Genomic DNA, 18802 nt, shown 5'->3' on the forward strand with positions numbered 1-18802 from the left:
CGCTTCCAACCTACGCCCCCGGGCGTTCGTCGGGCCGTACCGCCTCGGGCCGTGCATGCGAGCGTCCCGCACGGACGGTGGTGACGGAAGAGGGCCGACCCCGAGGGGGCCCGGCGGGGGCTCAGCCGTGGTGCGGACGGAGACGGGTGTGGAGGGCGCGGGCGGAGGCGTCGGTGAGGGAGGCGATCTGGTCGACGATGACGCGCTTGCGGGCGCGGTCGTCGCGTGCCTGGTCGAACAGCGACCGGAACTGCGGTTCGAGTCCGTCGGGGGCGCGGGCGACGAGTGCCTCGGCGAGCTCGGCGACGACGATGCGCTGGTCGGCGCGGAGGGCCTCCTGCTGGGGGCGCTGCATGACGTAGCGGTCGGCGACGGCCTTGAGGACCGCGCACTCGTGACGGGTCTCCCGGGGGACGACCAGTTCGGCGCCGTAGCGGGTGAGGCGGCCGGAGCCGTACGCGCTGCGGGTGGCGCCCTCGGCGGCGAGGGCGAACCGGCCGATGAGCTGGCTGGTGGCGTCCTTGAGCCGGGCCTGGGCGACGGCCGAGCCGTCGTAGCCGTGCGGCCACCAGTCCTGGTCGACGAGCCGATCGAGGGCCTCGGCGAGCTCCTGCGGGTCGGTGTCCTCGGGGACGTAGCGGCCGATGGCGACGGCGGCGATGTCGGCGCGCTCGGGATCGGCGAGGAGGAGGTTCGGGTCGATGTGTCCGGCGTGCAGGCCGTCCTCGAAGTCGTGGACCGAGTAGGCCACGTCGTCGGACCAGTCCATGACCTGGGCCTCGAAGCACTTGCGGTGGCCGGGGGCGCCCTGCCGGATCCAGGCGAAGACCGGCAGGTCGTCCTCGTACACGCCGAACTTGGCCGAGCCGGGGTCGTCGGGGTGGCCGCCGCGCGGCCACGGGTACTTGGTGGCGGCGTCGAGGGCGGCGCGGGTGAGGTTGAGGCCGACGCTGACGGGTTCCCCGTCGGCGTCCTTCACGAAGCGCTTGGGCTCGATCCGGGTGAGGAGGCGGAGCGACTGGGCGTTCCCCTCGAAGCCGCCGCAGTCCTTGGCGACGTCGTTGAGCGCCTGCTCGCCGTTGTGCCCGAAGGGCGGGTGGCCCATGTCGTGGGAGAGGCAGGCGGCCTCGACGAGGTCGGGGTCGCAGCCGAGGGCGGCGCCGAGCTCCCGGCCGACCTGGGCGCATTCCAGGGAGTGGGTGAGCCGGGTGCGGGGGCTGGCGTCCCAGGCGTGGCCCCGGGTACCGGGGGTGACGACCTGGGTCTTGCCGGCGAGCCTGCGGAGCGCGGCGGAGTGCAGCACGCGGGCGCGGTCGCGCTGGAAGGCGGTGCGCCCGGGGCGTTTGTCGGGCTCGGCGGCCCAGCGGTCGGTCGCGTCGGTGTCGTAGCCGGGGGTGTCGGTGACGCCGGCGAGGCCGGCGGTGCCGGTGACGTCCGGGGTGCCGTCGGTGTGCGTGCCGTCTGTGCCGACTGTGCCGTCTGTGCCGTTTGCGATGCCTTCCATGCATCGAAGGTAACCGGAGGGACCGACAGAAGCGCTCAGACGGCGGCGAGTTCCCGCTCCCGGGTGGTGGCGCGCGGGGATCCGTCGTAGCGGTGCAGGACCAGGCGGGCGAGGGCCGGGTGGGCACCGAGGGGGGCGGAGGCGATCCAGGGGGCGTGGGCGGCGGCGCGGGTGGCGAAGAGGCCGGGTGCGGTGAAGCAGGAGGCGACGGCCACCCGGTGGCGGCCCCGGGCGGCGAGGGCGCGGACGGCCTCGGGCACGGTGGGCGCGGCGGCGGAGGCGTACGCGGGGAGAACGGGGACGCCGCCGAGTCGCTCGCCGAGCAGGGCGGCGATCCGGCGGAGCTCGGCGCCGGATCGGGGGTCCCGGGATCCGGCGGAGGCGAGGACGACCCCGGCGGCCTGTGAGGCGCCGTCCTCGGGGGTCCAGCCGGCGTGCGCGAGCCGGTCGGCGAGGGCCTCGACGAGCAGCGGGTGCGCGCCGAGCGGCTCGGCCACGCGGGCGCGGAGTCCGGGCACGGCGGCGAGGGCGGCGGGCAGGTCGTGGGTGACGTGGTATCCGGGGGCGAGGAGCAGGGGGACGAGGACGGCGTCGCGGCCTTCGGCGGCGAGTTCCGCGAGGGTGGTGTCGAGGAGCGGGGTGTTCAGCTCGATGTGCGCGAGCCGTACGTCGAGGCCGGGGCGCAGTTCCCTGACCCGTTCCAGGAGGCGGGCGAGGGTGGCGCGGGCGCGGGGGTCGCGGCTGCCGTGGCCGACGGCGACGAGGGTGGGGACGGCCGGGGCCGTTCCGGCGAGGGCGGGGCGGAGCGGGGCGGTCCCCGCGAGGGCGGGCGTGGCACGGCATGGGGTGTTCATGGGCGGGTGTACCTCCTGCTCTTCCTTCCACGGGCGGTGGCCGTACGGACGCACGTGGCCGAGCTGGATTCCGAGCTGCTCGGTGATGCTGCCGAGCAGCCCGGCGGCGTGGGCGAAGGTGCTGTCCGGCTCCGTCATGCACCGATCCTGCGGGGCGCACGTTGCCTGCCCGTTGCGCGGGGGTCACGACTGTTTTCCGCGATCTCACGCGTGTGCCCCGGCGGGTGTCAGGCGCCCTCGGCCGGCCCCTGGACCGCACAGGCCCCACCCCTCCCCTGCCCCCTTTCCCGATTCCGAATCACGGAATATCTTTTCCACCATGAGAATGTCCCCGCCCGCTCTCCCCCGACGCGTCGCCGCCGAGTTCATCGGAACCGGCGCCCTCGTCGCCGTCATCGTCGGCTCCGGAATCCGCGCCGACACCCTGAGCCAGGACATCGGCGTCCGGCTGCTCGCCAACGCCGCCGCCTCCGCCATCGGTCTCGGGCTGCTCATCGCCCTCATCGGGCCGCTCTCCGGCGCCCACTTCAACCCCGTCGTCACCCTCTCCGAGTGGTGGTCCACGCGCCGTACGGGCGACTCGCGCGAGGTCCTCGCCTACATCGGCGCCCAGCTCGCCGGGGCCGTCACGGGCGCGCTGCTCGCCGAGGCGATGTTCGGGCGGGTACCCGGCGCCTGGGCCACCGAGCCGCGCACCGCGCTCCACCTGCTGCTCGGCGAGGCCGTCGCCACCGCCGGGCTCGTCCTCGTCGTCCGGGGCCTGCGCCACATCGGCCGCCCCGGGCTCGCCCCGGTCGCGGTCGCCGGCTACATCGGCGCGGCGATCTGGTTCACCTCCTCCGGGTCCTTCGCCAACCCGGCCGCCACCGTCGGCCGCGCGTTCTCCGACTCCTTCACCGGGATCGCCCCCGGCTCGGTGCCCGCCTTCGCCGCCGCCCAACTGCTCGGCATGCTGCTCGGGATGGTCCTGGCCGGTGTGTTGTACGGAACACGTGACGCCTCGGCCGAACCGAATCCCGCCGACGCGCGTCGGACGGGGTGACAGGACGACACCGCGTCCACCCGCCACGGAGGTTCCCGCATGCCGGCACGGCTCACCCGGTTGATCCCGCGCACCACCCGGGCCCGTCGCCGCACCGTGCAGGCCGTGATGCTGGGCGCCGTCCTGGCGCTCACCCCGGTCACCTGGATGCACACCGCCGCCGCCGGAAAGCTCCGTACCACCGCGGACGTGCCCGCCCGGGACGTCGCCGTCGTCTTCGGCGCCGGACTGTGGAAGGGGCGCCCCACCCCGTACCTCGCGCACCGGCTCGACGCCGCCGCCGAGCTGTACCGGACGGGGAAGGTCCGGGTCCTGCTCGTCACCGGCGACAACAGCAGGACCGCGTACGACGAGCCCAGCGCCATGCGCGCGTACCTCACCGAGCGCGGGGTGCCGGACGGCCGGATCGTCAGCGACTACGCGGGCTTCGACACCTGGGACTCCTGCGTCCGGGCCCGGAAGGTCTTCGGCGTCGACCGGGCCGTGCTCGTCACCCAGGACTTCCACATCAAGCGGGCCGTCGCCCTGTGCGGGCGGGCCGGCGTCGACGCGTACGGCGTCGGGGTCCCCGAACCCCACGACCGCACCTGGTACTACGGCACCACCCGGGAGATCCTCGCCGCGGGCAAGGCCTCCCTCGACGCCGCCGTCCGCCCCGACCCGCACTTCCTCGGCCCGGCGGAGAAGGGCGTCACCGAGGCGCTGGCCTCACCCCGGAAGCCGTAGCGGCGCCCGGAGTCCGCCGGAAGCCGTGGCGACGCGGGAACCCGCCGGAAGCCGTGGCGGCGCCGGCCTCACCCCGGGTGCCGCGGCGGACGGAGAGCATGGCACCGCGCCCGTAATCAGCGGTGCCGCCCCGCGTAACACGCCTGACCCACGCTGGCCGCATGTCCGAGGCCACCGCCGTACCCACCCACTGCCCCTACTGCGCCCTGCAGTGCGGCATGTCGCTCCGCCCCACCGGCACCCCGGAGCTGCCCGCAGAGGTGGTCGACCGGACCGACTTCCCCGTCAACCGGGGCGCGCTCTGCGGCAAGGGCCGCACCGCCCCCGCCGTGCTCTCCTCCCGGGTCCGGCTCACCGGTCCCCTGATCCGATGCCCTGACACGGGGGCCCTCGTGCCCGCGTCCTGGGAGGAGGCCCTCGCCGCCGTCGCCGACGGGCTGCGCCGGACCCGCGCCGACCACGGCCCCGATGCCGTGGGGGTCTTCGGCGGCGGCGGCCTCACCAACGAGAAGGCGTACACGCTGGGGAAGTTCGCCCGGCTGGTGCTCGGCACCTCGCAGATCGACTACAACGGGCGCTTCTGCATGTCCTCGGCGGCCGCCGCCCACGGCAGGGCCTTCGGGCTCGACCGCGGGCTGCCGTTCCCCCTGGAGGACATCCCGAGGACCGGCTGTGTGATCCTCGTCGGCTCCAACCTCGCCGAGACCATGCCGCCCGCGCTGCGCTACCTCACCGAGCTGAAGGAGAACGGCGGGAAGCTGATCGTCATCGATCCGCGCCGCACCCGTACCGCCGAGCAGGCCGACCTCCACCTCGCGCCGCGCCCCGGCACCGACCTCGCGCTCGCCCTCGGCATGCTCCACCTCGTGGTCGCCGAGGGGCGGGTGGACGAGGAGTTCGTGCACGCGCGCACCTCCGGCTGGGAGGCCGCCCGCGCCGGGGCGATGTCCCACTGGCCCGAGCAGGTCGAGCGCATCACGGGCGTGCCGCTGCCGCTGCTCCGGGAGGCCGTCGCCCTGTTCGGCGACGCCGCCACCGGCATGGTCCTCACCGCGCGCGGCCCCGAGCAGCAGTCCAAGGGCACCGACACCGTCGGCGCCTGGATCAACCTCTGCCTGGCCACCGGGAAGGCGGGCCGGCCCCTCAGCGGCTACGGCTGCCTCACCGGCCAGGGCAACGGCCAGGGCGGCCGCGAGCACGGCCAGAAGGCCGACCAGCTCCCCGGCTACCGCAAGCTCGACGACCCGGCCGCACGCGCGCACGTGGCCGGGGTCTGGGGCGTGCCCCCCGAGTCGCTGCCGGGCCCCGGACGGAGCGCCTACGAACTCCTCGACGCGCTCGGCGGCGAGGTGAAGTCCCTGCTCCTCATGGGCTCCAACCCGGTCGTCTCAGCGCCCCACGCCGCGCACATCGAGGGGCGGCTGCGCTCGCTCGACTTCCTCGCCGTCGCCGACGTGGTGCTCTCCGAGACCGCCGCCCTCGCCGATGTCGTGCTGCCCGTCACCCAGTGGGCGGAGGAGACCGGCACCATGACCAACCTGGAGGGGCGGGTGCTGCTCCGCCGGCGCGCCCTCACCCCGCCCGCGGGGGTACGGAGCGACCTGGAGGTGCTGCACGCGCTCGCCGGGCTCCTCGGCTGGGAGAAGGGCTTTCCCGCCGAGCCGGAGGAGGTCTTCGACGAGCTGCGCCGCGCCTCGGCCGGCGGTCCGGCCGACTACTCGGGCATCAGCTACCGACGCATCGAGGAGGAGCAGGGCGTGTTCTGGCCCTGCCCGGAGACCGGCGAGGGCGAGCCCGACCACGCGGGCACCCCGCGGCTCTTCCTGGACCGGTTCGCGACGCCCGACGGGAGGGCCCGGTTCGTGCCCGTGGTGCACCGGGCCGCGGCCGAGGAGACCGACGCCGAGTACCCCGTCGTCCTCACCACCGGCCGGGTCGTGTCCCAGTACCAGTCGGGCGCGCAGACCCGGCGGGTCGACGAGCTGAACGAGGCGGCCCCCGGCCCCTTCGTGGAGCTCCACCCCCGGGTCGCCGAGCGGCTCGGGGTGGCGGAGGGCGAGCGGGTCGCGGTGGTCTCGCGGCGCGGCCGGGCCGTCGCACCGGCCCGGATCACCACGGCCGTCCGGCCGGACACCGTCTTCATGCCGTTCCACTGGGCGGGCGAGGGCCGCGCCAACACCCTGGTGAACCCGGCGCTCGACCCGGTCTCCCGGATGCCCGAGTTCAAGGTGTGCGCGGTCCGTCTGGAGCCGCTGTCCGCCGGGGACGCTACGGCCGGCTGAACCAGTCGCCGCTCTCGATGACATCGCCGAGGGGCGCGTCGGGCGCCGCCAGGAACACCCACGCGGACACCCGCGCGCTGTCCCGTACCCGGACGACGTCCATCGCCACCCGCTCGTACCCGGCGGGCAGCTCCAGCCGGTCGAGCAGGCCGAACAGCTCGCCGTAGGCGCCGGGGGCGGGGGTGAGCAGGGTGCCGACCACCTGGCCGCCGTGCGCCGGGACGACGTAGGGATAGCCGGGTCCGTCGTGCAGGACCGCCCCGTGCAGCACGGCGTCCGCCTCGGTGCCGATCCGGCCGGCGAGGAACCGGTCGTGGTTGTACGCGCCCGGGCGCAGCGTCCCGTAGACGAAGAACGGCCGCTCTTCGAGGGCCGGGGCCCCGGTCTCCTGCGCGGCCTCGGTCTCCCGCTCGACCCAGCGGGCGTACGCCTCGCCGGCCCGGGTCACCCGGGTGGCGAGGATCTCGGGCGTCTCGTAGTCGTGCGCGGCGAGGAGGTGGGCCTCCAAAGCCGGGTAGCGGGCCTCGGTGGTCTTGAAGACCACCTCCCACTCCTCCGTCGTCTCGATCGCGCCCCGCCAGTGGTAGACGGAGGTGACGGGTCCCGAGATCTGCGCGCAGGCGGCCAGCCGGGCCTCGACGGCGCCGCGCGCCAGGGCGTCGGCCTTGGCGCGCGCGTCGGTGGTGGTACGGACGGTGACGATCACGTCTCCACCGTACGGGCGAACTGGGCGGCGTGCAGCCGGGCGTACGCGCCCCCGGCGGCGAGGAGTTCCTCGTGGCCGCCCTGTTCGGCGATCGAGCCGCCGTCCATCACCAGGATGGTGTCCGCGTCCCGGATCGTGGAGAGCCGGTGGGCGACGACGAAGCTGGTGCGGCCCGCCCGGAGGGAGGCCATCGCCTCCTGGACGAGGAGTTCGGTCCGGGTGTCGACGGAGCTGGTGGCCTCGTCGAGGACGAGGATCACGGGATCCGAGAGGAAGGCGCGGGCGAGGGTGATCAGCTGCCGCTCACCGGCGCTGAGACCGCCGCCGTCCTCGTCGAGGACGGTGTCGTACCCGGCGGGCAGAGTGCGGACGAACCGGTCGGCGTGCGCGGCCCTGGCCGCTTCGACGATCCGCTCGCGCGAGACCTCGCCGGGCACCCCGTACGCGATGTTGTCGGCGATGGTGCCGCCGAAGAGCCAGGTGTCCTGGAGGACCATGCCGATGCCGGAGCGCAGTTCCTCCCGGGTCATCGCCGCCGTGTCGACGCCGTCCAGGGTGATCCGGCCGCCGGTCACCTCGTGGAAGCGGAGGAGCAGGTTGACCAGGGTCGTCTTGCCCGCGCCGGTGGGGCCGACGATGGCGACGGTCCTGCCCGGTTCCACGGTGAGGGACAGGTCCTCGATGAGCGGCCTGCCGGGCTCGTAGCGGAAGGCGACGTTCTCGAAGGAGACCCGGCCGCGGAGCGATTCCGGCCTCTTCGGATCTGCCGGGTCCGGGTCCTCCTCCCCGGCGTCGAGGAGGTCGAAGACCCGCTCGGCGGAGGCCACTCCGGACTGGAGGAGGTTGGCCATGGCGGCGACCTGGGTGATGGGGCCGTTGAACTCGTACGAGTACTGGATGAAGGCCTGGACGTCGCCGACGGAGAGCGTGCCGCTGGCCACCCGCAGTCCGCCGACCACGGCGATGGCGACGTAGTTCAGATTGCCGACGAAGGTCAGGGCGGGCTGGATGAACCCGGAGACGAACTGGGCGCGGAAGCTCGCCCGGTGCAGCTCGTCGCCCAGTTCGTCGAAGCGCCGGACGGCCTCGGCGCGGCGGCCGAAGGCGACGACCTCGGTGTGGCCGGTGATCATCTCCTCGACATGGCTGCCGAGCCTGCCGGTGACCGCCCACTGCTTCACGAACTGCGGCTGGGCGCGGCGGCCGACGAAGGCGGCGACGGCGACCGAGACGGGCACGGTGGCGAGGGCGACGAGGGCGAGCACCGGGGAGATCCAGAACATCATCGCGAGGACGCCGACCAGGGTGAGCAGGGCGCGGGTCATCTGACTGAAGGCCTGCTGGAGGGTCTGGGTGATGTTGTCGATGTCGTTGGTGGTGCGGGAGAGGACCTCGCCGCGCGGCTGCCGGTCGAGGTAGCCGAGGGGCAGCTTCGCCAGTTTGTGCTGGGCCTGTTCGCGGAGGCGGTGGCCGGCCCGCTGGACGACGGTGGTGGCGATCCGCAGCTGGATCCAGGTGAAGAGGGACGCGCCGGCGACGACCGCGGCGGAGAGGGCGAGGACCCGGCCGACGGCCGCGAAGTCGACGCCGGCCGGGCCGGTGGCTCCGGTGACGACGAGGTCGGTGGCACGGCCGAGGAAGAGCGGGCCGAGGACGGAGAGGGAGACCGCCGTGGCGCCGGCGGCGAGCACGCCGAGGAGCCGGGCCCGGTCGGGGGCGAGGGTGCGGAGCAGCCGGAGGCCGGAGGCGCGGAAGGAGAGGGAGCGTTCGAGGGCGGGGGTGGGGAGGCCGGGGCCGCGCTGCGCGGAGGAGGGAGCGGTGCGGGCCGGGACGGCTCCGGTGGGCGCGTCCTTCACGGCGCGGCTCGCCGTGGCTGTGCTCATGCGGCTTCCTCCTCGGTGAGCTGGGAGAGGACGATCTCCCGGTAGGTGGGGTTGTCCCGCATCAGGGACGAGTGGGTGCCGGTGCCGACGTTCCGTCCCCGGTCGAGGACGACGATCCGGTCGGCCTGCCGGATGGTGGAGACCCGCTGGGCGACGACGACGACGGTCGCGTCGGCGGTCTCCTCCCTGAGGGCGGCGCGGAGCCGGGCGTCGGTCCGGGGGTCGAGGGCGGAGAAGGAGTCGTCGAAGAGGTAGAGGCGGGGGCGGGCGACGAGGACCCGGGCGATGGCGAGCCGCTGCCGCTGGCCGCCGGAGAGGTTGGTGCCGCCCTGGGAGACGGGGGCGTCGAGGCCTTCGTCGAGTCCGCGGACGAAGTCGGCGGCCTGGGCGACCTCCAGCGCGTGCCAGAGTTCTTCGTCGCTCGCGTCGGGCCTGCCGTAGCGGAGGTTGGTGGCGACGGTCCCGGAGAAGAGGTAGGGCTTCTGCGCGACGAGTCCCACGGTCCTCGCCGTCAGTTCGGGGTCGAGCTTCCGGACGTCGACGCCGTCGACGAGGACCTCGCCGCCGGTGGCGTCGAAGAGCCGCGGCACGAGTCCGAGCAGGGTCGACTTGCCGCTGCCGGTGGAGCCGATGACCGCGGTCGTCTCACCGGGCCGGGCTTCGAGCCAGACGTCCCTGAGGACGGACTCCTCCGCGCCCGGGTAGCGGAAGTCGGCGCCCTTGACCTCCAGATGGCCCCGGCCGGCCGTGGTCCTGACCGGATGGACCGGCGGGACGACCGACGAGCGGGTGTCGAGCACCTCGCGGACGCGCTCGGCGCCCGCCTCGGCCCGGGGCATGTTCATGAGGAGGAAGAGGACCATCATCACGGACATCGAGGTCTGGAGCAGGTAGCCGAGGAAGGCGACGAGCCCGCCCGGCTGGAGCGCGCCGGATTCGATGCGGTGGGCCCCGACGTAGACGAGCGCGACGGTCGTCAGCTCCCAGACGATGAGCACGGTGGGGAACATCAGGGCCTGGAGCCGGCCGGCCCGGAGGCCGACGGAGCGGAGTTCGTCGTTGGCGGTGGCGAACCGTTCCCGCTCGTGCCGGTCGCGGACGAAGGCGCGGACCACCCGGACTCCGGTGATCTGCTCGCGCAGGACGCGGTTGGCGCGGTCGATGCGGTCCTGCATGCCTTTGAAGAGCGGCCGCATCCGCAGGACGACGCTGCCGACGGCGCCGGCCATCACCGGCACGAAGAGGAACAGCACCAGGGCGAGCGGCACGTCCTGGCGCAGGGCCATGGCGATGCCGCCGAAGCAGAGGAGCGGCGCGGCTACCAGCATGGTCAGGACGAGGACGGTGAACGTCTGGATCTGCTGGATGTCGTTGGTCGTACGGGTGATGAGGGAGGCGGCCCCGAAGCGGCCCCGTTCCCGGGCGGAGAACTCCTGGACGCGGCGGAAGACTTCGGAGCGCAGGTCTCGGGCGACGCCCATGGCGATCCGTGCCCCGGTGTAGGTGGCGGCGGCCGCGGCCGCCGCCTGGAGGAGGGTGACGGCGACCATCGTGGCGCCGCCGCCGAGGACACGGTCGGTGTCGCCGCGCAGGACGCCCTGGTCGATGACGCCGGCGTTGAGGGTGGGCAGGGCGAGGGAGGCGAGGGACTGGACGAGCTGGAGGGCGACGAGGAGGGCGAGGAGGGCCCGGTACGGCCTGAGGCGGGGAGCGAGGAGTCGCAGCAGCATGACGACGTTCCCTCACGCGCCGTACGGGCGGACGGACTTGGCGTCCTTGAGGGCGCGGCCCCACCAGCCGAGCTGGTCCAGGAGCGCCTTGGCGGCGCCCTCCGCGGCGGAGGGGTCCTTGTGCCGTCCGTCCTCGTCGAACAGGGCGTGGGCGTGGTGGAAGGAGACGGTGTCGCGGACGGTGACCGCGTGCATCTCGGCGTACACCTGGCGGAGCTGCTCGACGGCGCGCAGGCCTCCGGAGATGCCGCCGTAGGAGACGAAGCCGACGGGCTTGGCCTGCCATTCGGTGTAGTGCCGGTCGATCAGGTTCTTGAGGGCGGCGGGGAAGGAGTGGTTGTACTCGGGGGTGATGACGACGTAGGCGTCGGCGCCCTCCAACACCGGCGTGACCTTGGCGAGTTCGGCGCGGACGGCCGGGGAGGGGTCGTACGAGAGGGAGGTGGGGAGGTCGGTCTCGGCGAGGTCGACGACGGTGACGGTGAAGTCCTCGCGCTCGGCGAGCCGGGAGCGGAACCAGTCGGTGACGACGGGGGCGAAGCGGCCTTCGCGGTCGCTGGCGACGACGAGGGCGAGGGTGAGGGGGGCGGAGACGGTGGCCGTGGTGGCGTTCGTGATGTCCATGTCGGTGATCGTGGTACCTCAAGTTTGGTTGAGGTCAAGCGCCGGCCCGAGGCTCTTCCCCAAGGCCGTTTCCCCGCACGTACGGTGAGCGCATGACGACTCCGACCCCGCACATCGAGATCGACAGCATCCCCGCGACCGACCCCGGACTGCTCGCCGCCCTCATGACCGGCTACGGACACTTCACGGCGATGCAGGTGCGGGACGGCCGCGCGAAGGGCCTCGACCTGCACCTCGACCGGCTCGACCACGCGACCCGCGAGCTCTTCGGCCGCGCACTGGACGGACAGCACGTCCGCGCCCTGATCACCGGCGCCCTGGAGGCCTCCGGGCAGCAGGACGCCTCGGTACGCGTGTACGTGTACCCGGACGTCCGCGTCGCGGTGACCGTCGCCGCGCCCGCCCCGGACGGGCCCGGCGCCCCGCAGCGCCTGACGGCCGTCGAGTACTGGCGGCCCGCGCCGCACATCAAGCACCTGGGCGGCTTCGGCCAGGGCTACCACCGCGAGGCCGCCCGGCGGGCCGGCTTCGACGAGGCCGTCCTGACCTCCCCCCACGGCGAGATCGCCGAGGGCGCGATCACCAACATCGCCTTCTGGGACGGGACTTCGGTGATCTGGCCGTCGGCACCCTGCCTCCACGGAATCGCCATGGCCCTGCTGGAGCCGCGCCTGGAGTCGGTCCGCCGACCGGTCACGCTGGCCGACCTGGCGGGCTACCGGGCCGCGTTCGTCACCAACTCCCGCTCCATCGCCCCCGTGACGGCGATCGACGAGGTGACGTTCGCGGTGGACGAGGAGCTCATGGGGCGGGTGTACTCGGCGTACGACGCGGTGGAGTGGGACGCACTGCAGAGCGGTAGTAAGGCGTAGGGGGCCGCGCACGACGTGCGGGCCGCACGAGCCGTACGGGGGGAGTCACCGGAATGGTCGCGAGGTACGTCGTCTCGCCGCGCGGCGGCCGCCGCGCCCACCCCGACATCACGTCGGCCCTCCGGGCGGCGGGCGCGCGGGGCCGGCCGGCCCTGATCGAGATCGCACCCGGCCGGTACGAGGAGGCCCTCACCGTCCGGGGCGACGTACGGCTGGTGGCCGCCGAGGGACCCGGCTCCGTCGTGGTCGAGCTGCCCCGGCGCACCGTCCTGGACGCCTCCGGGACGGTAGGAGTGCACGGCCTCACGCTCGTCGGCCGCGAGGCGGACGTCGTCGCCTGCCACGCGGGCTCGCTCACCCTCGAACACACCGAGATCTGGGCGCACAGCGGCGTCGCCGTGCACGCCCGGCCGCACTCCACGGTCACCCTGCGGGACAGCCTGCTCGCCCACGGCCGGATGCTCTTCTCCGGGGGCGCGGGGCTGGTCGAGCGGTGCCGGTTCACCGACGCCGCCGACAACGCGATCGCCGTCCTCGAAGGGGCCCGGGTCTCCGTCCGGGGCAGCCGGATCGAGGGCAGCAGGATCCACGGGCTGCGGGTCAGCGACGCGCACGCCGAGGTCGTCGGCTGCGAACTGACCGGCACCGGGCAGGCGGCCCTCACGGCGGACGCCCGGGCGCGGCTCGTCGTGGCGGACTGCGTGATCACCGCCGTGCACGGCGAGGGGATCATGTTCACCGAGCAGTCCCGGGGCTCCGTCGACACCACCCGGGTCATCGGCGCGCGGCACGGCATCGGCGCGGCGAGCGGCGCCGACCCGGTGGTGCGCGGCTGCGTCCTCGACGACTGCCACGACACCGGAATCAACGTGCAGACGGCCGCCCGGGGCCGGTTCGAGGACTGCCAGGTGCTCCGCTCCGGCAATGTCGCCGTGTTCGCGACGAAGGGCGGCGCCCCGGAGGTGCACGGCGGACGCGTCTCCGGGGGCAACGTCGGGATCGCGGTCACCGAGAGCTCCCGGGGCCGTTTCACCGGCGTCGTGATCGAGGACCTGACGAACGCCGCGCTGCGGGTCCTCGACGACTCCGGGGCCACGTTCGAGCAGGTCCGGGTGGACCGCTGCCAGGCCGGTCTGGAGGTCCGTGGCAATGGCGGCACGACGGCCGAGGTGACGGACTCGGCGTTCCGCGACTGCGAGACGGCCGCCGTGGCCATCGCCGGCCAGTCCCGCGTCACGCTCAGGAACGTGACCGCGGAACACTGCGTGCTCGGCTTCGGCGTCTCCGAGGAGGCCCAGCTGCGTGTGACCGACAGCGTCGTCACGGCGGTGGGCAGCGCCGGCGCCGGAGCCCTCGGCAGTGGTCGGCTCATCGCGCGGAACCTCACCGTGAACGGGTCGGGGGCGTTGGGCGTCTACGGGACGGGCTCCGCGTACCTCGACATCGCCAGGAGCGAGTTCGGCGACTGCGCGAAGGCCGGCGCGCGCGTCGACGAGGAGGCCGGAGGACAGCTGCTGGACTGCGCGGTGACCGGCACCCGCGGGGTGGCCGTCATCGGCAACGGCCGGGTCGACACGGCCGGGCTGCGGACCTCGCTCAGGATCGTCCGGCACGCGGAGAAGCCGGCCGGGCCGCCGCAGCAGATCATCAACATCTTCAACGGGCCGGTCTTCAACGGGCCGGTCCGGGACATCCAGGTGGCCTGGGGCAACGAGAACGTCCACCAGGACCAGCAGACGACGGAAGGGGACGGATCCCTCTCATGAGCGACCGGCCGGAACAGAACGACGCACAGGGGAACGAGGCACCGGGGGGCGACGCACCCCAGGTGAACCACTACAACGGGCCGGTGTTCAACGGCTCCGTCTCGCAGGGCCAGTTCGCCTGGGACAACGGGACCGTGACCCAGAACCAGCAGAACAACGGCACGGCCGGCGCGGTCGCACCGGGGTACGAGGCCCTCGCCGAGCGGATCAACGAGCTCCTCCGGCAGCTCCCCGAGGCCGGACTCGCCGAGCAGGACCGGCAGGACACCCGGGAGGCGGCCGAGGAGGTCCTGGCGGTGATCGGACAGGAGGAGCCGGTCGAGGAGGGCAGGGTGCGCCGGGCGCTCACCCGGCTCCGGGGCGCGCTCGCCCCGGTGGCCACGGGGATCGCGGCCGGCGCGACGGTGGGCGCGCAGGAATGGGCGCTGGCGGCGATCGGCGGGCTGACGGGGGGCTGACGAGGTCCGGTGGCGGAGGCTGGGAGCGGAGGCGGGCGCGGAGGCCGGGCGCGGAGGCCCGGGCGCGGAGACCTGCGGGGTGATCTGATCACCCGTTCGGCACGGGGCGTCCGCCGACACGACGAAGACAGCCCTGACCTGCATAAACGCAGAAAATCCAGGCGACACACCGTATCGGACGGCCCAATCCTGATGCCTCATCAGGAGGCGCGGCGCGCGCGGCGGCACTTATCTCGGTCACAGAAGGCCGTTCCGGGAAGTCCCTCCCGGGAGGACCGCCCCGCTCGACCGCTCGCGCGCCCCGGAGGCCCCCCATGCGCACCATTGCCCGCCTGTTCACCGGTACCGCGCTGACGGTCGCCGCGATCGGAGCCGTCGCCGCCCCCTCGGCGTTCGCCAACAACTCCGAGTGGCTCGAGATCTTCCCCTCCGAGGCCGAGCCCGGCACCAGCGTCACCGTGAACACGCTCGCCTGCGGCAAGCACGGCCACGGCGTCGGGGACGCGAACTCGCTCGGCGCGGGCGAGTTCCAGCTGAATCCGAGCACGCACAAGGACGTCGTGGTCGGTCAGTTCCACGTACCGGAGCACGCCAAGGCCGGCACGTACGGCATCAGCGTGGCCTGCGACAACGGCAAGACGGCCCGGGGCGACCTGACCGTCAAGCACCGGCGTCCCAGCGGCCACGTCCAGACCGGTGTCGGGGGCAGCGTCGGCCCCGACACCGCCCAGGTCACGGCAGGCGCGGCGGTGCTGGCCGCAGCTGCCGTGGGCGGGGTCTGGCTCCTGCGCCGCCGGGCGAGCGGCGCGCAGGGCCACTGAGACCATCCGCCTGTCCTGCCCCCGCCGGAGCGCCCGAACACGGCCCCGGCGGGGGCAGGGCCACACCCTAGGGAACCCAGGTGAGCAACAGGAGCAAGGGCTGGGGCATAGCCGCGGCCGCCTGCGTCGGGCTCTGGCTCGTCCAGAACGGCTCTGAGCAGGTCACCCCTCCCGTGCCGTCGGCCGCCCAGGCCTTCGCCGCCGGCCCGAGCGTGCACACCGACGCCGCGGCCGACCCGCTGCCGCCGTCGGCGCCGGTCAGGCTGCGCATCCCCGAGACCGATGTGGACGCCCCGATGATGCGGCTCGGCCTGGCCTCGGACGGTTCGCTCGACGTACCGCCGGCCGGGAACCGGAACATGGCCGGCTGGTACGGGAACGGCACCGCGCCCGGCGCCAAGGGCACGGCGATCGTCGCGGGCCATGTCGACAACGCCGACGGACCCGCCGTCTTCTACACGCTCGGCGCCCTGAGGAAGGGCCACCGGATCGAGGTCGACCGGCAGGACGGGCGGACCGCGGTCTTCACGGTCGACGCGGTCGAGGTCTACGAGATCAAGGACTTCCCGGACCGGAAGGTGTACGACGAGGCGGACCGCGCGGAGATCCGGGTGATCACCTGCGGCGGCGGCTTCTCGAAGAAGAACGGCTACCAGGGGAACGTGGTCGCCTTCGGCCACCTCATCGGAGTGCGCTAGGGCCTGTCGTCAAACTCCCGTCGTCGCCCGGAGGGCGGCCCCGCGGCGTCTGGTGCGTGCTCTCGGTGTGCCGGGAGGAAGCCCTCGTACTGGACGTACTCGGGCTTTCGCCCGGTGCGGCGAGAGTGCGTGCCAGGCGTCGCGGGGCAGACGGGAGTGTGACGACAGGCCCTAGGGGGTCTGGTCGATCGAGCCCGGCCTGATCGACAGGCCCCCTGGGGCGTCCCTCCGGGAGCGGGTCGGGCGAGGTCCGGAAGGGACGGCCCGGCCCCCGCCCGCGTCAGGCCCACTGGTCGAAGGCGAGCTTCGCGACCAGCGAGAGCACCACCACGAGCAGCACCCCGCGCACGAACTCGGCGCCCTTGCTGAGCGCCATCCGCGCCCCGACCGTCCCGCCGATCAGGTTGAAGACCGCCATGACGGCGGCGAGCTGCCAGTACACGCTGCCCTGGTACGCGAACATCGCGAGCGCGCCCGCGTTGGTGCAGACGTTGACGATCTTCGCGGTCGCCGAGGCGGTCACCAGGTCGAGGTGGAGGACCGCGGTCAGGGCGAGCACCAGGAAGGTGCCGGTGCCGGGACCGAACAGGCCGTCGTAGAAGCCGATCCCGCCGCCGACCACGACGATCGCGGTGACGATCCGGGCCCGGGTCAGCGGCGCCCGCTCCTCCCCCTCCGCCTTCGCGCCGAACGTCGGCCGCAGCATCACGAAGGCCGCAACGGCGAGCAGCACGACCATGATCACCGGACGCAGGACGTCGCTGCTGATGCCCGCAGCGAAGAAGGCGCCGGCCATGGAGCCGGTGAGGGCGGCCAGCCCGATGCGTACCGCCGTCCAGACCTGCACGGGTGCCTTGCGGACGTAGGTGATCGCGGCCCCGGTGGTGCCGACGATCGCGACGGCCTTGTTGGTGCCGAGGATGTGCGCGGCCTGGACGTTCGGCAGCCCGAGCAGCAGGGCGGGCAGCAGGAGCAGACCGCCGCCGCCGACCACCGCGTCGATCCAGCCCGCCACGAGCGCGGCGAGACACAGCAGGACAAGGGTGGTCAGCGATATCTCGGGCATGCCCGTGAGCCTAGGGAGACGATCGTTGCCCCGTCCATCAATCCCGGGAGAGTTGAGCTACGTCTGAGCTTGCGGCGCCCGGACCGCGGTCGGGGGCCGGCGGCGCGGCCGGGGAGACGGAGGCCGTGAGCAGGGTCGCGGCGAGCGCGCCGGCCCCGAGCAGGGCGGCGGCGAGCCGGCGCCGGGCCTGGTCGACGGCGGGGACGCGCGGAGCACCGTGTCTAGCCATGGTCGAAGTCCTCGCTGTGGATGCGGGAGGCCGGCACTCCGGCCCGGATCAGGTTGGCGGTGGCGGCGCGGGCCATGGCGGGCGGCCCGCAGAGGTAGACGTCATGGGCGACGAGATCCGGCACCAGGTGGCGCAGGGCTTGGGGCGCGAGCGGGTCGAAGGAGTCGTCGGAGCGGCCGAGGAGGAAGTGGAGGGCGGCCTGCCGCTCGTGGGCGATGACCTCGAGCTCCTCGCGCAGGACGAGCCCGGCGGCGTCCGAGGCCCGGTAGAGGAGGGTCACGTCGCCGGGCCCGCCGGGCAGCGTCTCGAACAGGGCCCGCAGCGGGGTGATGCCGACGCCTCCGGCGAGCAGCAGCACCTTGCGGCGGGTGCGGCGGTGGGCGGTGAGCGCGCCGAAGGGGCCGGAGGCGAGGACCCGGACGCCGGGGCGGAGCCGGCGGATGCGGCGGGTGTGGTCGCCGAGCGCCTTGACGGTGATCCGCAGGGTGTCGTCGCGGACGGGCGCGGAGAGGGAGAAGGGCAGGGCCGTCGCCCAGAGCCCGCGCCGCAGGAAGCGCCAGCGGAAGAACTGGCCGGGTTCGGCACACAGCCGGGCCACTCCCCTGCCCCGGACGAGCACCGAGACGACGCCCGGGCCCTCGTCGCGGACCTCGACGACCCGCAGCTCGTGGCGGAGGGCGGCGCGGACGGGTACGACGAGCCGGTACCAGAGCAGGAGGACGGCGACGGTGCCGTGGGCCATCGACCAGAGCCAGCGGACGAGGAGGCTGCCGGCGATGTCGGGTCCGGCGAGCTGGTGGACGAAGCCGAGGGCGGCGGCGAGCAGCCCGCCGAGGTGGACGGCCCGCCAGACCTCGTGCCGGACCCGGTTCCGTACGGCCCGGGCGGAGGTGACGCCGACGGCGACGAAGAGGACGGTGCCCGCCGCGGCGGCGGCGATCGCCCCGTACCCCAGCAGGCCCCCGGTGGCGGTGACGAGGTCGGTACGGGTGTGCACGGCGTACCCGCAGAGCGCAAGGAGGGCGTGCGCGCCGATCAGACCCAGGACGTACCGGCCGCCGAGGGCGTGCCAGCGGGCGAGCCGGTCGGCGCCGACGCCGTGCTCGACGGCCGGGACGCGGGCCATGAGCAGCAGCAGGACGAGGACGCCGTACCCGGCGAGCAGACCGGTGAGGTGCGCGCCGGACGCGAAGAAGGCGTCGAGGCGGGCGGAGGGCCGGGCCTGCACACCCCAGAGCAGGGCGACGGCCCCGGCGCCGCCGAGGATCGCGCTCCGCAGGCGGTCGGGGGCGAGCCGCAGGACGGGAAGGGGCGGGGCGGGACGGGGTGGTGCGGCGGGCGTGGGCGGCGCCGGGGCCGGTCCGGGGGCCGCCGCGCGGGCCGGTGCGGGGGCCGGTTCGGCACGGAGGGATACGTAGAGAGGATGGCTGGCCTCGGTGGTCACATCCGGCACAGTAGGTCCGCCCGTATACGGGAATCCGCAGCTCAGCCCCCTCTCACCGATCCTTAAGCCTGGCTTGAGCCGAGCCTGACCACGGGTT

17 protein-coding genes are annotated in these 18802 nt (G+C 74.0%); 8 read left to right on the forward strand and 9 right to left on the reverse strand.

Going from position 1 to position 18802, the window contains the following annotated elements; translation table 11 throughout:
- Window positions 1-121: 121 nt before the first annotated feature.
- Together OG392_RS12205 and OG392_RS12210 are read right to left on the reverse strand one after the other, a co-directional pair.
- Window positions 122-1504, reverse strand: coding sequence for a deoxyguanosinetriphosphate triphosphohydrolase (locus OG392_RS12205; protein WP_329278508.1), 1383 nt, complete (start codon window positions 1502-1504; stop codon window positions 122-124).
- 35 nt (window positions 1505-1539) lie between these two features.
- Complete coding sequence (locus tag OG392_RS12210; RefSeq protein WP_329278510.1) at window positions 1540-2496, reverse strand: sirohydrochlorin chelatase; 957 nt, start codon at window positions 2494-2496, stop codon at window positions 1540-1542.
- Between the two features lie 181 nt (window positions 2497-2677).
- Here OG392_RS12210 and OG392_RS12215 point away from each other — a divergent pair, with 181 nt between their 5' ends.
- The 3 genes from OG392_RS12215 (at window position 2678) to OG392_RS12225 (ending at window position 6408) form a co-directional block, all read left to right on the forward strand.
- Entirely contained in the window at window positions 2678-3400 is a 723-nt protein-coding gene (locus OG392_RS12215; protein ID WP_329278511.1) for an aquaporin, read from the forward strand.
- 39 nt (window positions 3401-3439) lie between these two features.
- Window positions 3440-4126 carry a SanA/YdcF family protein gene (locus tag OG392_RS12220; protein ID WP_329278514.1) on the forward strand — a complete coding sequence of 229 codons (687 nt, stop codon included), beginning with the start codon at window positions 3440-3442 and terminating at the stop codon, window positions 4124-4126.
- 161 nt (window positions 4127-4287) lie between these two features.
- Window positions 4288-6408: a molybdopterin oxidoreductase family protein gene (locus OG392_RS12225; protein ID WP_329278516.1), complete on the forward strand. Its 2121-nt coding sequence runs from the start codon at window positions 4288-4290 to the stop codon at window positions 6406-6408.
- On the opposite strand, the gene cutA is transcribed toward OG392_RS12225, so the two are convergent.
- Genes cutA through OG392_RS12245 form a run of 4 tightly spaced genes read right to left on the reverse strand, consistent with a single transcriptional unit; the run spans window position 6395 to window position 11351 of the window.
- Window positions 6395-7114: a divalent cation tolerance protein CutA gene (gene cutA / locus OG392_RS12230; RefSeq protein ID WP_329278521.1), complete on the reverse strand. Its 720-nt coding sequence runs from the start codon at window positions 7112-7114 to the stop codon at window positions 6395-6397. The two genes, OG392_RS12225 and cutA, sit on opposite strands and share 14 nt — an antisense overlap.
- Window positions 7111-8997 carry an ABC transporter ATP-binding protein gene (locus tag OG392_RS12235; RefSeq protein ID WP_329278523.1) on the reverse strand — a complete coding sequence of 629 codons (1887 nt, stop codon included), beginning with the start codon at window positions 8995-8997 and terminating at the stop codon, window positions 7111-7113. Before OG392_RS12235 ends, cutA begins: the two co-directional genes overlap by 4 nt.
- A complete protein-coding gene (locus OG392_RS12240) occupies window positions 8994-10727 on the reverse strand; it encodes an ABC transporter ATP-binding protein (protein ID WP_329278525.1) in 1734 nt (577 codons plus the stop codon). Before OG392_RS12240 ends, OG392_RS12235 begins: the two co-directional genes overlap by 4 nt.
- Window positions 10728-10739: 12 nt before the next feature.
- Window positions 10740-11351, reverse strand: coding sequence for an NADPH-dependent FMN reductase (locus OG392_RS12245; protein WP_329278527.1), 612 nt, complete (start codon window positions 11349-11351; stop codon window positions 10740-10742).
- 92 nt (window positions 11352-11443) lie between these two features.
- On the opposite strand from OG392_RS12245, the gene OG392_RS12250 reads away from it, so the two are divergent.
- The 5 genes from OG392_RS12250 (at window position 11444) to OG392_RS12270 (ending at window position 15966) form a co-directional block, all read left to right on the forward strand.
- Window positions 11444-12223 (forward strand): aminotransferase class IV, encoded by a 780-nt coding sequence (locus OG392_RS12250; RefSeq protein ID WP_329278529.1) that lies wholly within the window; start codon window positions 11444-11446, stop codon window positions 12221-12223.
- 53 nt (window positions 12224-12276) lie between these two features.
- Entirely contained in the window at window positions 12277-13989 is a 1713-nt protein-coding gene (locus OG392_RS12255; protein WP_329278531.1) for a right-handed parallel beta-helix repeat-containing protein, read from the forward strand.
- Complete coding sequence (locus OG392_RS12260; RefSeq protein WP_329278533.1) at window positions 13986-14447, forward strand: hypothetical protein; 462 nt, start codon at window positions 13986-13988, stop codon at window positions 14445-14447. Before OG392_RS12255 ends, OG392_RS12260 begins: the two co-directional genes overlap by 4 nt.
- 314 nt (window positions 14448-14761) lie before the next feature.
- Window positions 14762-15268, forward strand: a complete 507-nt coding sequence (locus tag OG392_RS12265) for a hypothetical protein (RefSeq protein ID WP_329278535.1) — start codon at window positions 14762-14764, stop codon at window positions 15266-15268.
- An 80-nt stretch (window positions 15269-15348) separates the two neighbouring features.
- Window positions 15349-15966, forward strand: a complete 618-nt coding sequence (locus OG392_RS12270) for a class F sortase (protein WP_329278537.1) — start codon at window positions 15349-15351, stop codon at window positions 15964-15966.
- Window positions 15967-16246: 280 nt separating this feature from the next.
- On the opposite strand, the gene OG392_RS12275 is transcribed toward OG392_RS12270, so the two are convergent.
- From OG392_RS12275 to OG392_RS12285, 3 genes are read right to left on the reverse strand one after another with little or no spacing between them, the layout of a single operon-like run.
- Window positions 16247-17032, reverse strand: a complete 786-nt coding sequence (locus tag OG392_RS12275) for a sulfite exporter TauE/SafE family protein (RefSeq protein WP_329278539.1) — start codon at window positions 17030-17032, stop codon at window positions 16247-16249.
- A 37-nt stretch (window positions 17033-17069) separates the two neighbouring features.
- Window positions 17070-17261, reverse strand: a complete 192-nt coding sequence (locus tag OG392_RS12280; protein WP_329278541.1) for a hypothetical protein — start codon at window positions 17259-17261, stop codon at window positions 17070-17072.
- On the reverse strand, window positions 17254-18561 hold the full coding sequence (locus OG392_RS12285) for a ferredoxin reductase family protein (protein WP_443055068.1): 1308 nt from the start codon (window positions 18559-18561) through the stop codon (window positions 17254-17256). Before OG392_RS12285 ends, OG392_RS12280 begins: the two co-directional genes overlap by 8 nt.
- Between the last annotated feature and the right edge of the window lie 241 nt (window positions 18562-18802).

This window comes from Streptomyces sp. NBC_00691, from assembly GCF_036226665.1.
GTDB lineage: Bacteria > Actinomycetota > Actinomycetes > Streptomycetales > Streptomycetaceae > Streptomyces.